14 protein-coding genes and 1 rRNA gene are annotated in these 12,477 nt (G+C 53.9%); 7 read left to right on the top strand and 8 right to left on the bottom strand.

All coding sequences use genetic code 11. The annotated features are described in order from the left end of the window. Nucleotides 1–34: 34 nt before the first annotated feature. Together INF58_RS00970 and tilS are read left to right on the top strand one after the other, a co-directional pair. On the top strand, nucleotides 35–424 hold the full coding sequence (locus tag INF58_RS00970; protein WP_193526814.1) for a VOC family protein: 390 nt from the start codon (nucleotides 35–37) through the stop codon (nucleotides 422–424). A 58-nt stretch (nucleotides 425–482) separates the two neighbouring features. Continuing rightward, entirely contained in the window at nucleotides 483–1,769 is a 1,287-nt protein-coding gene (gene tilS, locus INF58_RS00965; RefSeq protein ID WP_112791945.1) for a tRNA lysidine(34) synthetase TilS, read from the top strand. A 26-nt stretch (nucleotides 1,770–1,795) separates the two neighbouring features. On the opposite strand, the gene rof is transcribed toward tilS, so the two are convergent. Next, nucleotides 1,796–2,056 (bottom strand): Rho-binding antiterminator, encoded by a 261-nt coding sequence (gene rof, locus INF58_RS00960; protein ID WP_063450586.1) that lies wholly within the window; start codon nucleotides 2,054–2,056, stop codon nucleotides 1,796–1,798. Next, nucleotides 2,043–2,243, bottom strand: coding sequence for a YaeP family protein (locus tag INF58_RS00955; protein WP_003856146.1), 201 nt, complete (start codon nucleotides 2,241–2,243; stop codon nucleotides 2,043–2,045). Before INF58_RS00955 ends, rof begins: the two co-directional genes overlap by 14 nt. Nucleotides 2,244–2,438: 195 nt before the next feature. On the opposite strand from INF58_RS00955, the gene INF58_RS00950 reads away from it, so the two are divergent. The 3 genes from INF58_RS00950 to nlpE are packed head-to-tail and all read left to right on the top strand — an operon-like array spanning nucleotide 2,439 to nucleotide 4,135. Further along, on the top strand, nucleotides 2,439–2,984 hold the full coding sequence (locus INF58_RS00950) for a YaeQ family protein (RefSeq protein ID WP_063867507.1): 546 nt from the start codon (nucleotides 2,439–2,441) through the stop codon (nucleotides 2,982–2,984). Next, entirely contained in the window at nucleotides 2,981–3,397 is a 417-nt protein-coding gene (gene arfB / locus INF58_RS00945; protein WP_064910107.1) for an alternative ribosome rescue aminoacyl-tRNA hydrolase ArfB, read from the top strand. The genes INF58_RS00950 and arfB overlap by 4 nt, the downstream gene beginning before the upstream one ends. A gap of 39 nt (nucleotides 3,398–3,436) precedes the next feature. Then, a complete protein-coding gene (gene nlpE, locus INF58_RS00940; RefSeq protein ID WP_063867509.1) occupies nucleotides 3,437–4,135 on the top strand; it encodes an envelope stress response activation lipoprotein NlpE in 699 nt (232 codons plus the stop codon). Nucleotides 4,136–4,180: 45 nt separating this feature from the next. Here nlpE and proS read toward each other — a convergent pair whose 3' ends face one another. From proS to metN, 6 genes are all read right to left on the bottom strand, one after another. Then, nucleotides 4,181–5,899, bottom strand: a complete 1,719-nt coding sequence (proS, locus tag INF58_RS00935) for a proline--tRNA ligase (protein WP_063450582.1) — start codon at nucleotides 5,897–5,899, stop codon at nucleotides 4,181–4,183. Nucleotides 5,900–6,011: 112 nt separating this feature from the next. After that, on the bottom strand, nucleotides 6,012–6,719 hold the full coding sequence (gene tsaA / locus INF58_RS00930; protein WP_063450581.1) for a tRNA (N6-threonylcarbamoyladenosine(37)-N6)-methyltransferase TrmO: 708 nt from the start codon (nucleotides 6,717–6,719) through the stop codon (nucleotides 6,012–6,014). Then, nucleotides 6,716–7,120, bottom strand: a complete 405-nt coding sequence (rcsF, locus tag INF58_RS00925) for an Rcs stress response system protein RcsF (RefSeq protein WP_003856133.1) — start codon at nucleotides 7,118–7,120, stop codon at nucleotides 6,716–6,718. Before rcsF ends, tsaA begins: the two co-directional genes overlap by 4 nt. A 106-nt stretch (nucleotides 7,121–7,226) precedes the next feature. Further along, nucleotides 7,227–8,042, bottom strand: coding sequence for a methionine ABC transporter substrate-binding lipoprotein MetQ (gene metQ, locus INF58_RS00920; protein ID WP_006810023.1), 816 nt, complete (start codon nucleotides 8,040–8,042; stop codon nucleotides 7,227–7,229). A gap of 40 nt (nucleotides 8,043–8,082) precedes the next feature. Beyond that, nucleotides 8,083–8,736 (bottom strand): methionine ABC transporter permease MetI, encoded by a 654-nt coding sequence (locus INF58_RS00915; RefSeq protein WP_003856130.1) that lies wholly within the window; start codon nucleotides 8,734–8,736, stop codon nucleotides 8,083–8,085. Beyond that, complete coding sequence (gene metN / locus INF58_RS00910) at nucleotides 8,729–9,760, bottom strand: methionine ABC transporter ATP-binding protein MetN (protein WP_193526813.1); 1,032 nt, start codon at nucleotides 9,758–9,760, stop codon at nucleotides 8,729–8,731. Before metN ends, INF58_RS00915 begins: the two co-directional genes overlap by 8 nt. A gap of 188 nt (nucleotides 9,761–9,948) precedes the next feature. On the opposite strand from metN, the gene gmhB reads away from it, so the two are divergent. After that, nucleotides 9,949–10,515: a D-glycero-beta-D-manno-heptose 1,7-bisphosphate 7-phosphatase gene (gene gmhB / locus INF58_RS00905; protein ID WP_193526812.1), complete on the top strand. Its 567-nt coding sequence runs from the start codon at nucleotides 9,949–9,951 to the stop codon at nucleotides 10,513–10,515. A gap of 371 nt (nucleotides 10,516–10,886) precedes the next feature. Continuing rightward, a 16S ribosomal RNA gene (locus INF58_RS00900) occupies nucleotides 10,887–12,428 on the top strand. Nucleotides 12,429–12,477 lie beyond the last annotated feature (49 nt).

Below are 12,477 nucleotides of genomic sequence, written 5' to 3'. Positions count from 1 at the left end.
TGTAACGTTCAGGGCATCATAAAAAGGAGAAGCTATGCTGGGTTTAAAAGCTGTTCATCATATTGCGATTATCGCCACCGATTACGCGAAAAGTAAGGCATTCTACTGTGACGTACTCGGCTTTACGCTGTTAAGCGAGGCCTACCGTGAGGAGCGCGACTCCTGGAAAGGCGATCTGGCGCTGAACGGGCAATATGTGATTGAGCTGTTCTCTTTTCCTTTCCCGCCCGCTCGTCCTTCGCGCCCGGAAGCCTGCGGCCTGCGCCATCTGGCCTTCAGCGTCGACGATCTGGACAACGCGGTAAAACATCTGGAAGCCCACGGCGTGGCCTGTGAAGCGATTCGCGTCGATCCCTTTACCGATAAGCGTTTCACCTTTTTCAGCGATCCGGACGGCCTGCCGCTGGAGCTTTACCAGCAGTAATCGCCGTCATGTGTGATAATGCCCGTTCATTTCGGGCATTTTTTATGTGTGATTTCCTATGACCTTACCCGCTATCGCGCACGCTGTTTCGCCCTACCGCCAGCTGCTGGTGGGGTTCAGCGGTGGCCTGGATTCCACCGTTTTGCTTCATCGCCTTAAGCTCTGGCGCGACCGCGAGCCTGACGTCCAGCTGCGGGCGATGCATATCCATCACGGCCTGAGTCCCCATGCTGATGACTGGGTGGCGCACTGTGAAGCGGTGTGCGCAGCGTGGGCAATCCCGCTGATCGTGGAACGGGTCACGCTGGAGGAGGAAGGGCTGGGCGTTGAAGCGCAGGCGCGAAAAGCCCGCTACGCTGCGTTTTCCGGCGCATTGCGGCCTGGAGAAGCGTTGGTTACCGCCCAGCATCTGGACGATCAGTGTGAAACATTCTTACTGGCGCTCAAGCGGGGGAGCGGGCCCGCGGGCTTATCCGCCATGCCTGAGCGCGCTGATTTTGCCGGAACAGAACTCATCCGTCCGCTGCTGAACGAGACGCGCGCGTCACTGGAGGCCTGGGCCCATCACTATCATCTGCGCTGGATAGAAGACGAAAGCAATCAGGACGACAGTTATGACCGTAACTTCCTGCGTTTGCGCGTTTTACCGCTTCTGACCGAGCGCTGGGCACATTTTTCCGAAGCGGCAGCCAGAAGCGCCATACTGTGTGCTGAACAGGAAAGCTTGCTGGATGAGCTGCTGAGTGAGGAGCTGACTGCGCTGATTACCGCTGACGGCGCGCTGGATATTGCGCCGTTGAAGATGATGAGCCCCGCGCGTCGGGCTGCCCTGATCCGTCGCTGGCTGGCTTTTCACCGTGCGGCTATGCCGTCCCGGGCGATGCTCAACCGTATCTGGGACGAGGTCGCTCAGGCAAGGGAAGATGCCGCGCCGTGCGTACACCTGAACGGTTTTGACGTCAGGCGCTATCAGGACCGGCTCTGGTGGGTAAAATCCGCGCCGTCGCTGGCAGACGTTGTGCTCGACTGGCCGTCGCCGGAGAAAGCATTAACGCTACCGTTGAATGCGGGCGTGGTTGCGTTGAGCCGTCCGGGTAACGTGCGTTTACCCGAGCCGGACGAGAAGGTCACCGTTCGCTTCAGGGCCAGCGGCATGCTGCATATCGTCGGGCGTAACGGTGGGCGTAAGCTGAAGAAAATCTGGCAGGAGAATAATGTTCCGCCCTGGAAGCGTGATACCACGCCGCTCCTGTTTTACGGCGATACGCTCGTGGCGGCGGCAGGGGTGTTCATCACGGAAGAGGGGTGGGCTGAAGCGGGTGTGAATTTTGAGTGGAAAGCGTAACGGGCAGCCTGGCTGCCCGTTGGTTATCAGGATTCGCTCACCACGACAGTGCCGATTTCCGGATGGCTGAAACTGGCAATCCTGTCGAGGCGCAGCTCGCGGGTTGCACCTGCATCTTCTACAACCAGATATTCCACGTTTTTACGGGAAACCAGGTCGCTGGCCTTTGCCTTTAGCACTTCGCCATCTTTGAGTTCCAGCGTCAGTATTAAATGATGCTGGCAGGCGAGTTCGAGGTTGTCATAGTCATCACAATTGATGGGTTGATAGGTATCATTCATCGACATAATCGCTCACCAGTAAATTCGCCGCAGCATACGCTGCTTTTTCCCTGACCGATTCAGAAAGGCTCTCATCAGAGGCCACTTCATTTAGCACGTTCAATACACAGCCCAACGCATCCGGGATGTACCCCAGATCTCCGCTGGCGATTTCCGCATACCGTCTGCGAATCAACTCACAATAATTATTCACATCCCCTCCTGCCAGCGTACTGACTTACTGTGAGATATCATTAAGCCTACGAAGTTAAACTCGGTTTAGCAAGGTGACTATACCATACTCATTTAAGCATTATCAGCGCCTTGATAAGGGGGATTCGCCACTTCATAACAGCCTTTTGCTGCGGCTTTCGCTACAATGTACGCCTGATTCGAAAGGAGTTCTCTCATGGCGCTGAAAGCGACAATTTATAAAGCTGTGGTCAACGTGGCGGATCTTGACCGTAACCAGTTTCTGGATGCGTCATTGACGCTGGCGCGTCACCCCTCTGAAACCCAGGAGCGCATGATGCTGCGCCTGCTGGCGTGGATTAAATATGCCGATGACCGCCTGCAATTTACCCGTGGCTTAAGCGCGGAAGATGAACCGGAAGCCTGGTTACGCAACGATCATCTGGGTATCGACTTATGGATTGAGCTTGGCCTTCCGGATGAACGCCGGATCAAAAAGGCATGCACCCAGTCCGCAGAGGTGGCGCTGTTTGCCTACAACCAGCGCGCCGCGGAGATCTGGTGGCAACAAAACAAAAATAAGTGTGCGCAGTTCAAAAATCTTACCGTCTGGTATCTGGATGATGAACAGCTGGCACAGCTGAGCGCGTTCGCCAGCCGGACAATGGCGCTCCAGGCAACCATTCAGGACGGCGCTATCTGGCTTTCTGATTCTCAGAATAATCTGGAAATTCATCTTACGGCCTGGCAGCCCGCATCATGATTGTGTTGTCCCGAAACGTCAGCATTCCTGATAACGAGCTGGAGATCACTGCCATCCGGGCTCAGGGAGCAGGGGGCCAGCACGTTAACAAGGCCTCAACGGCTATCCATTTGCGCTTTGACATTCGGGCCTCCAGCCTGCCAGAGTATTATAAAGAAAGCCTGCTTGCCGCCAGCCATCACCTGATCACCAGCGAGGGGGTGATCGTGATCAAAGCGCAGGAATATCGCAGCCAGGAAATGAACCGGGAAGCGGCACTTTCCAGACTGGCGGCGGTCATAAAAGAATTAACAACCGTGCAAAAAAGCCGCCGGGCAACGCGTCCAACGCGGGCATCGAAAGAACGTCGATTGTCATCGAAGGCGCAAAAATCCACCGTAAAATCACTGCGTGGCAAAGTCCGTCACCCGTAATGTGACGAAAGGGACACCCTTTTTCATAAGGAATGTATTGTGAAAAAAGCATTATTATCAGCGCTGGCCGTGACGAGCCTGTTCGCGCTTTTTGGCTGTAACAACCGTTCGGAAACACAGGTATTACCGCCAACGCAAAATGAAGAATTAAAGCCGATGCAGCAGAGCTGGCGCGGCGTATTGCCATGTGCAGATTGTGAAGGCATCGAAACTTCCCTGTTCCTGCAAAAAGATGGCACCTGGGTAATGAACCAGCGATATCAGGGAGCGAAAGAGCCGTCATCTTTTGCAACTTACGGAACGTGGGCGCGTACGGCTGAGAAGCTGGTATTGACCGATACCACGGGCGATAAAACCTATTTTCGCGCCAAAGGCGAGGGGATGGAGATGCTCGATCGCGAAGGCAACCCGATTGAATCCCAGTTCAATTACACGCTGGCCCCGGTGAAAGCGTCCCTGCCCGCAACCCCAATGGCGATGCGAGGGATGTATTTCTACATGGCGGATGCGGCGATCTTCACGGATTGCGCAACCGGTAAGAAAGTCAGCGTGGCGAACAATGCCCAGCTGGAGCGTGACTATGCCGTCGCGCGCGGCAATGACAGTAAGCCCGTGTTGCTGACGGTTGAAGGGCACTTTACGCTGGAGCCAAACCCGGATAGCGGCGAGCTGGTGAAAACGCTGGTTGCTGATAAAGACGCGAAGTTTGCTGCGGGTAAAAACTGCGAAAGCAAATAGGATTTAGCCATTAAAAAACCCCGCGCTTGCGGGGTTTTTTGTTTCTTAACCTTTGATGGCTTTCACCAGGTAATCAAGAATGTCGCCCGTCTTGATCATCTGTTTTTCGCCGTTGCGACGGTACTTGTATTCAATCTCGTCGCTGTCGAGGTTACGGTCGCCGATGACGACGGTGTGCGGAATACCGATCAGTTCCATGTCAGCAAACATCACGCCAGGACGCTCTTTACGGTCATCCATCAGTACGTCGATACCTTTCGCGCTCAGCTCAGCGTAGAGTTTTTCGGCCAGCTCCTGCACGCGGTAAGACTTGTGCATGTTCATTGGCAGGATCGCCACCTGGAACGGTGCGATGTTATCCGGCCAGACGATACCGCGCTCGTCATAGTTCTGCTCAATAGCGGCAGCAACCACGCGGGTTACGCCAATGCCGTAGCAGCCCATGGTCAGAACCTGATTACGGCCATCTTCGCCCTGAACCGCCGCGTTCATTGCGCGAGAGTACTTATCGCCCAGCTGGAAGATGTGACCTACTTCGATACCGCGTTTGATCATCAGGGTACCCTTGCCGTCCGGGCTTGGATCGCCTGCGACCACGTTACGGATGTCAGCCACTTCCGGCGTCGCCACGTCACGATCCCAGTTGATGCCGAAGTAGTGTTTCCCGTCAATGTTTGCGCCCGCAGAGAAGTCGCTCATTGCCGCAACGGTGCGGTCAATCACCACAGGAACAGGCATATTCACCGGACCCAGAGAGCCTGGGCCTGCGTTCACCACGGCGCGGATTTCGGCTTCCGTCGCGAAGGTTAGCGGGCTGGCAACCTGCGGCAGCTTCTCGGCCTTCACTTCGTTCAGCTCGTGATCGCCACGGACCAGCAGGGCTACCAGCGGGTAAGCGCTGCCTTCAGCAGATTTCACCAGCAGCGTTTTAACCGTTTTTTCGATCGGCAGAGTAAACTGCTCAACCAGCTCGGCGATGGTTTTCGCGTTTGGCGTATCAACCAGCGTCATCTCTTGGGTTGCTGCCGCACGAGGTTCTTTTGGTGCCAGCGCTTCTGCGAACTCAATGTTGGCGGCGTAATCAGAGGAGTCAGAGAAAATGACATCGTCTTCGCCGCTCTGCGCCAGAACCTGGAATTCATGAGAGGCGCTGCCGCCGATTGAACCGGTATCAGCCTGTACAGCACGGAAATCCAGCCCCATGCGGGAGAAGATTTTGCTATAAGCCACGTACATTTTGTCGTAGGTCTCTTGCAGAGATTCCTGAGAGGTATGGAAAGAGTAAGCGTCTTTCATCAGGAATTCGCGAGAGCGCATAACGCCAAAGCGTGGGCGCACTTCGTCACGGAACTTGGTCTGGATCTGGAAGAAGTTCAGCGGCAGCTGTTTGTAAGAGCTCAGCTCGTTACGGATCAGATCGGTGATCACTTCTTCATGCGTTGGGCCGAGAACAAATGGACGATCGCCACGATCGGCAATACGCAGCAGCTCCGGACCATACTGCTCCCAGCGACCGCTCTCCTGCCACAGTTCAGAAGGCTGAACCACCGGCATTAACACCTCGATTGCACCGGCGTTGTTCATCTCTTCACGCACGATGTTTTCGACTTTTTTCAGGACGCGCACGCCGGTCGGCAGCCAGGTGTATAACCCGGAGGCCAGCTTGCGGATCATCCCGGCGCGCAGCATCAGCTGGTGGCTGATCACCTCGGCGTCGGCAGGTGTCTCCTTCAGAGTGGAGAGCAGATATTGGCTAGTACGCATGTTGTTACGGTTCCATTTCGACGATTGGAACAGGCTGAAATGCCAGCCTGACACAAAAAAAGTGGTTTAGTTTACCAGTGTGGCAAAGATGCCAAAAGAGAGGAGAACAAAATTACCTGGGTTCCAGGGCAAACACCTCAAAACCCGCATCAGTCACGCGCCAGCGCACGTTAAAGTCCAGCAGCCAGACGGCGTACGTTTTTCCGGCGTCTTCCTCTTTGCGGTAGGCGGGACGAGGGTCCTGCGCCAACACTTCAACGATAAAGTCACGCAGACGGGGATAGCGTTTTTCCAGCTGGCCGATTTGCGTCGCTATTTCAGACGTGAAGTAAACCGGCATATCTGCCTGCGGCGCGTCCTGAGCATAGCTTGCACGCGCATTCGGCAGCGCTTCGGCAAAGGGCAGGTAAGGCTTAATATCAATGACCGGCGTGCCGTCTACCAGGTCAAGGCTGCCTAACTCCAGGATCACCCGATCTTTCTGACAGCGTATCCCTTTCAGTTCGACCAGCGACATCCCAACTGGATTCGGTCGGAACGTTGAGCGGGTGGCAAAAACCCCCATTCTGGCATTACCGCCCAGACGAGGCGGGCGCACGGTCGGACGCCAGCCGCCTTCCATGGTCTGGTGAAATACAAAAACCACCCATAAATGGCTGAACGCCTCAAGCCCGCGCACCGCATCGGCCTGATTGTAGGGCGCGACGAGATGCAGCTCGCCGCCGCCGTTAATGACCAGACCCGGCTGACGCGGCACGGCGAACTTTTCTTTATAAGGAGAGCGGATAACGCCTATCTGCTCGAACTGAAATGCACTCATTTCGCCGTGATGTTAAGCGCAGAACCGATACATACCGCCTGACGGTAGCAGCCTGGCGTACCGCTGGTGACTTCACAGCTGTGCAGCAGCACCGCGTTGGCTTTCATTTTCGACGCGTTGATTTGCATACGCTTGCGGGCTGTTGGGATATTTGGAGGGGAGTCCTGATTCGTTGCCTGACAGGATTCGCCGCTCACTTCGCCCAGTTCACGGAATGGCTTACCGACCAGCTCGTCGGCTTTGGTAATAATACGTACCGGCGCAGCGCGAGGCGCTTTCGGTTTTGCTGGCTCCGCTTTTGGCGGGGTTGCAGTGCTTTGAACGGGTTCAACAGGAGATCTGCTTAGCATAGAACAGCCGCTCAGCATCAGTGCTAAAAGACAGATCGGTAAAGCACGCATAATAATTCCTCAGTGGATAATCAAAACGTCAGATATTGAAGCAGTTGACCGCACAAATGACAAGACGGGCAAATGCCCGTCTTGATGATATTACACTGAGATGAGATTACCAGCCTTTAACAGCGCCGCCGTTAAACACCTTATTGGCTTCCTGGTAAACTTCTTCAGACTGATATGCCTGAAGGAATTTCTTCACGTTTTCCGCGTCTTTGTTGTCTTCGCGAGTCACGATCAGGTTGACGTACGGGGAATCTTTGTCTTCAACGAAGATGCCATCTTTCGCAGGGGTCAGGCCGATCTGGCTGGCGTAAGTGGTGTTGATAACGGCCAGCGCGATCTGTGCATCGTCCAGAGAACGTGGCAGCTGAGGGGCTTCCAGTTCAACAATTTTCAGATTTTTCGGGTTTTCGGTGACGTCCAGAACGGTCGGCAACAGGCCAACACCTTCTTTCAGTTTAATCAGGCCCACTTTCTGGAGCAGAAGCAGCGAACGGCCAAGGTTGGTTGGGTCGTTAGGGACGGCAACCTGTGAACCCGGCTGGAGTTCATCCAGAGATTTAATTTTCTTGGAATAACCTGCAATCGGGTAAACGAAGGTGTTACCGACAGCAACCAGCTTGTAGCCGCGATCTTTGATCTGCTGATCCAGGTACGGTTTATGCTGGAAGGCGTTAGCGTCAATGTCGCCTTTGCTCAGCGCTTCGTTCGGCAGAACGTAATCGTTGAAAGTCACCAGCTCAACGTCCAGGCCGTATTTTTCTTTCGCGATTTTCTGCGCGGCCTCAGCAACCTGCTGCTCTGCACCGACGATAACGCCTACCTTGATGTGGTTTGGATCTTTTTCGTCCTGACCGCAACCCACCAGTGCCAGCGAACCAATCAGTGCGCCTACTGCTGCAAAGGTCTTAAATTTAAACGCCATGTTATATCCTTAACTCGTCGAGTTTGTGTTGTTTGTAACGTTATTTATGCGTAACAGCCCGGACGATACGATCGCCAGAGAATTGGATTAAGTAAACCAGCACAACCAGCAATACCAGAACGGTATTCATTACGGTAGCGTTATAGCCAATATAGCCGTACTGATACCCAATCTGGCCTAAACCGCCGGCACCCACGGCACCGCCCATCGCGGAATAACCGACCAGCGTGATAAGCGTGATGGTTGCTGCATTCACCAGCCCTGGTAACGCCTCAGGCAGCAGAACTTTACGAACGATCTGCATTGGCGTTGCACCCATCGCGCGGGAAGCTTCAATCAGGCCCGTTGGGATTTCCAGCAGGGCGTTTTCCACCATGCGGGCGATAAACGGCGCGGCGCCTACGGTTAGCGGGACGATTGCCGCCTGCAAACCAATCGACGTCCCGACAATCACGCGGGTAAACGGAATCATCCACACCAGCAGAATAATGAACGGTATAGAACGGAAAATGTTGACCAGCGCAGAAAGCGTGCGATACAGCTTCGCGTTTTCAATAATTTGACCCGGGCGCGTGACGTACAGCAGTACGCCGACCGGCAGCCCAATCACAAAACCAAAAAAGCCCGATACGAAGGTCATTGCCAGCGTTTCCCAAACGCCGCGAACCAGTAGCCACATCATCGGCTCAGACATAACCCAGTACCTCTACTTTTACATGATGTTCTTGCAGCCAGGCAATTGCCGCCTGGGTTTCTTCCTGCGTGCCGTGCATTTCCGTCAGCATGATGCCGAACTTCACGCCGCCGGCGTAATCCATCTGCGCGCTAATAATGTTGTTGTTCACGTTAAAGCGACGCGCGGTTTCGGAAAGCAGCGGGGCGTCTACGGACTGGCCCGTAAATTCCATGCTCAGCATTGGGACGCTGTCCGCCGCAGCGTCTGTTTTCAGACGTTCCAGATAATCTTCCGGAATATCCAGATGCAGCGTGGACTGAATGAACTGCTGAGCCAGCAGCGTCTTAGGATGTGAAAACACTTCGCTGACCGTGTCCTGCTCGATCAGCTCACCGTTGCTGATGACGGCGACACAGTCGCAGATACGCTTCACCACGTCCATCTCGTGCGTAATGAGGAGGATAGTCAGGCCCAGACGACGGTTAATGTCCTTCAGCAGTTCCAGGATAGAACGCGTGGTGGCCGGATCCAGTGCGCTGGTGGCTTCATCACACAGCAGCACTTTTGGATTGCTTGCCAGCGCGCGCGCAATCGCCACGCGCTGCTTTTGCCCGCCGGAGAGATTAGCCGGGTAGCTGTCATGCTTATCACCCAGCCCAACCAGATCCAGCAGCTCGGTGACGCGACGCGTAACTTCTTCCTTCGGCGTGTTGTCCAGCTCCAGCGGCAACGCCACGTTTCCGAAAACGGTGCGTGAGGCCAGCAGGTTAAAGTGCTGGAAAATCATGCCGATCTGACGACGTGCTTTCGTGAGTTCTTTTTCGGAAAGCGCCGTAAGCTCCTGGCCGCCAACTTCTACGCTGCCCTGGGTTGGGCGCTCAAGCAGGTTAACACACCGGATCAGCGTACTTTTACCTGCACCCGATGCGCCAATGACGCCATAAATTTGACCAGCAGGCACATGCAGGCTGACGTTGTTCAGCGCCTGAATGGTACGGTTCCCCTGCTGGAACACTTTGGTGATATTGGAAAGTTTAATCATTAGATTATTTTTATCGTAAGTAAGTTAGCCGTGGCATTTTCTTCTGCCAGATACGGGGGATGACCGTAAACAAAATGGATGTTAAGGCATCCAGACGTCTAAATCAATCCAACTCTGTGCGATGAGCACTTTATTGCGCTGCGATTCATGAGATACTAGCTGAACAAGCCTTTTTCAGGAGCAAACCGGTGGCAAAATCTGTACCCGCAATTTTTCTCGATCGTGATGGCACTATTAATGTGGATCACGGTTACGTCCATGAGATTGATGAGTTCGAATTTATTGAGGGCGTAATAGATGCCATGCGCCAGCTGAAAGAGATGGGTTACGCGCTGGTGGTGGTAACTAATCAATCCGGTATCGCCCGGGGGAAATTCACCGAAGCACAGTTCGAAACGCTGACGGAATGGATGGATTGGTCTCTGGCCGATCGCGGCGTCGATCTTGATGGCATCTATTATTGTCCGCATCATCCACAGGGAACCGTAGAAGCGTATCGTCAGACCTGTGATTGCCGTAAACCGCATCCGGGCATGTTTATCTCTGCACAGGAATTCCTGCACATTGATATGGCCGCGTCTTATATGGTGGGCGATAAACTGGAAGATATGCAGGCAGCGGCGGCGGCAGGTGTGGGAACCAAAGTATTAGTGCGGACCGGTAAACCTGTCACCCCAGAAGCAGAAAATGTAGCCGACTGGGTGATAAATAGTCTGGCAGATCTGCCAAAAGAGATTAAAAAGCACCAAAAATAGACGTTTTGGTGAAAAGGTGAGCGGTTGAAATAAAAATGCATTTTTCCGCTTGTCATTCCTCGGCGGCTCCCTATAATGCGCCTCCATCGACACGGCGGATGTGAATCACTTCACGGACAACCCGGTCGGTTGAAGAGAAAAAATCCTGAAATAACGGGTTGACTCTGAAAGAGGAAAGCGTAATATACGCCACCTCGCAACGGTGAGCGAAAGCCGCGTTGCACTGCTCTTTAACAATTTATCAGACAATCTGTGTGGGCACTCAAAGTGACATGGATTCTTAATGTCCTCGGACACTAAATGAATACCAAGTCTCAACGAGTGAACACGTAATTCATTACGAAGTTTAATTCATTGAGCATCAAACTTTTAAATTGAAGAGTTTGATCATGGCTCAGATTGAACGCTGGCGGCAGGCCTAACACATGCAAGTCGAACGGTAACAGGAAGCAGCTTGCTGCTTCGCTGACGAGTGGCGGACGGGTGAGTAATGTCTGGGAAACTGCCTGATGGAGGGGGATAACTACTGGAAACGGTAGCTAATACCGCATAACGTCGCAAGACCAAAGAGGGGGACCTTCGGGCCTCTTGCCATCGGATGTGCCCAGATGGGATTAGCTAGTAGGTGGGGTAACGGCTCACCTAGGCGACGATCCCTAGCTGGTCTGAGAGGATGACCAGCCACACTGGAACTGAGACACGGTCCAGACTCCTACGGGAGGCAGCAGTGGGGAATATTGCACAATGGGCGCAAGCCTGATGCAGCCATGCCGCGTGTATGAAGAAGGCCTTCGGGTTGTAAAGTACTTTCAGCGGGGAGGAAGGCGATAAGGTTAATAACCTTGTCGATTGACGTTACCCGCAGAAGAAGCACCGGCTAACTCCGTGCCAGCAGCCGCGGTAATACGGAGGGTGCAAGCGTTAATCGGAATTACTGGGCGTAAAGCGCACGCAGGCGGTCTGTCAAGTCGGATGTGAAATCCCCGGGCTCAACCTGGGAACTGCATTCGAAACTGGCAGGCTAGAGTCTTGTAGAGGGGGGTAGAATTCCAGGTGTAGCGGTGAAATGCGTAGAGATCTGGAGGAATACCGGTGGCGAAGGCGGCCCCCTGGACAAAGACTGACGCTCAGGTGCGAAAGCGTGGGGAGCAAACAGGATTAGATACCCTGGTAGTCCACGCCGTAAACGATGTCGACTTGGAGGTTGTGCCCTTGAGGCGTGGCTTCCGGAGCTAACGCGTTAAGTCGACCGCCTGGGGAGTACGGCCGCAAGGTTAAAACTCAAATGAATTGACGGGGGCCCGCACAAGCGGTGGAGCATGTGGTTTAATTCGATGCAACGCGAAGAACCTTACCTACTCTTGACATCCAGAGAACTTAGCAGAGATGCTTTGGTGCCTTCGGGAACTCTGAGACAGGTGCTGCATGGCTGTCGTCAGCTCGTGTTGTGAAATGTTGGGTTAAGTCCCGCAACGAGCGCAACCCTTATCCTTTGTTGCCAGCGGTTAGGCCGGGAACTCAAAGGAGACTGCCAGTGATAAACTGGAGGAAGGTGGGGATGACGTCAAGTCATCATGGCCCTTACGAGTAGGGCTACACACGTGCTACAATGGCGCATACAAAGAGAAGCGACCTCGCGAGAGCAAGCGGACCTCATAAAGTGCGTCGTAGTCCGGATTGGAGTCTGCAACTCGACTCCATGAAGTCGGAATCGCTAGTAATCGTGGATCAGAATGCCACGGTGAATACGTTCCCGGGCCTTGTACACACCGCCCGTCACACCATGGGAGTGGGTTGCAAAAGAAGTAGGTAGCTTAACCTTCGGGAGGGCGCTTACCACTTTGTGATTCATGACTGGGGTGAAGTCGTAACAAGGTAACCGTAGGGGAACCTGCGGTTGGATCACCTCCTTACCTTAAAGAACCTGCCTTTGCAGTGCTCACACAGATTGTCTGATGAAAA

It is taken from the genome of Enterobacter cloacae complex sp. P24RS (genome assembly GCF_014982165.1).
GTDB classification, from domain to species: Bacteria; Pseudomonadota; Gammaproteobacteria; order Enterobacterales; family Enterobacteriaceae; genus Enterobacter; species Enterobacter quasihormaechei.
The sequence above is the reverse complement of the archived record's forward strand: the minus strand, read 5'-3'. Positions and strand labels throughout refer to the sequence as shown.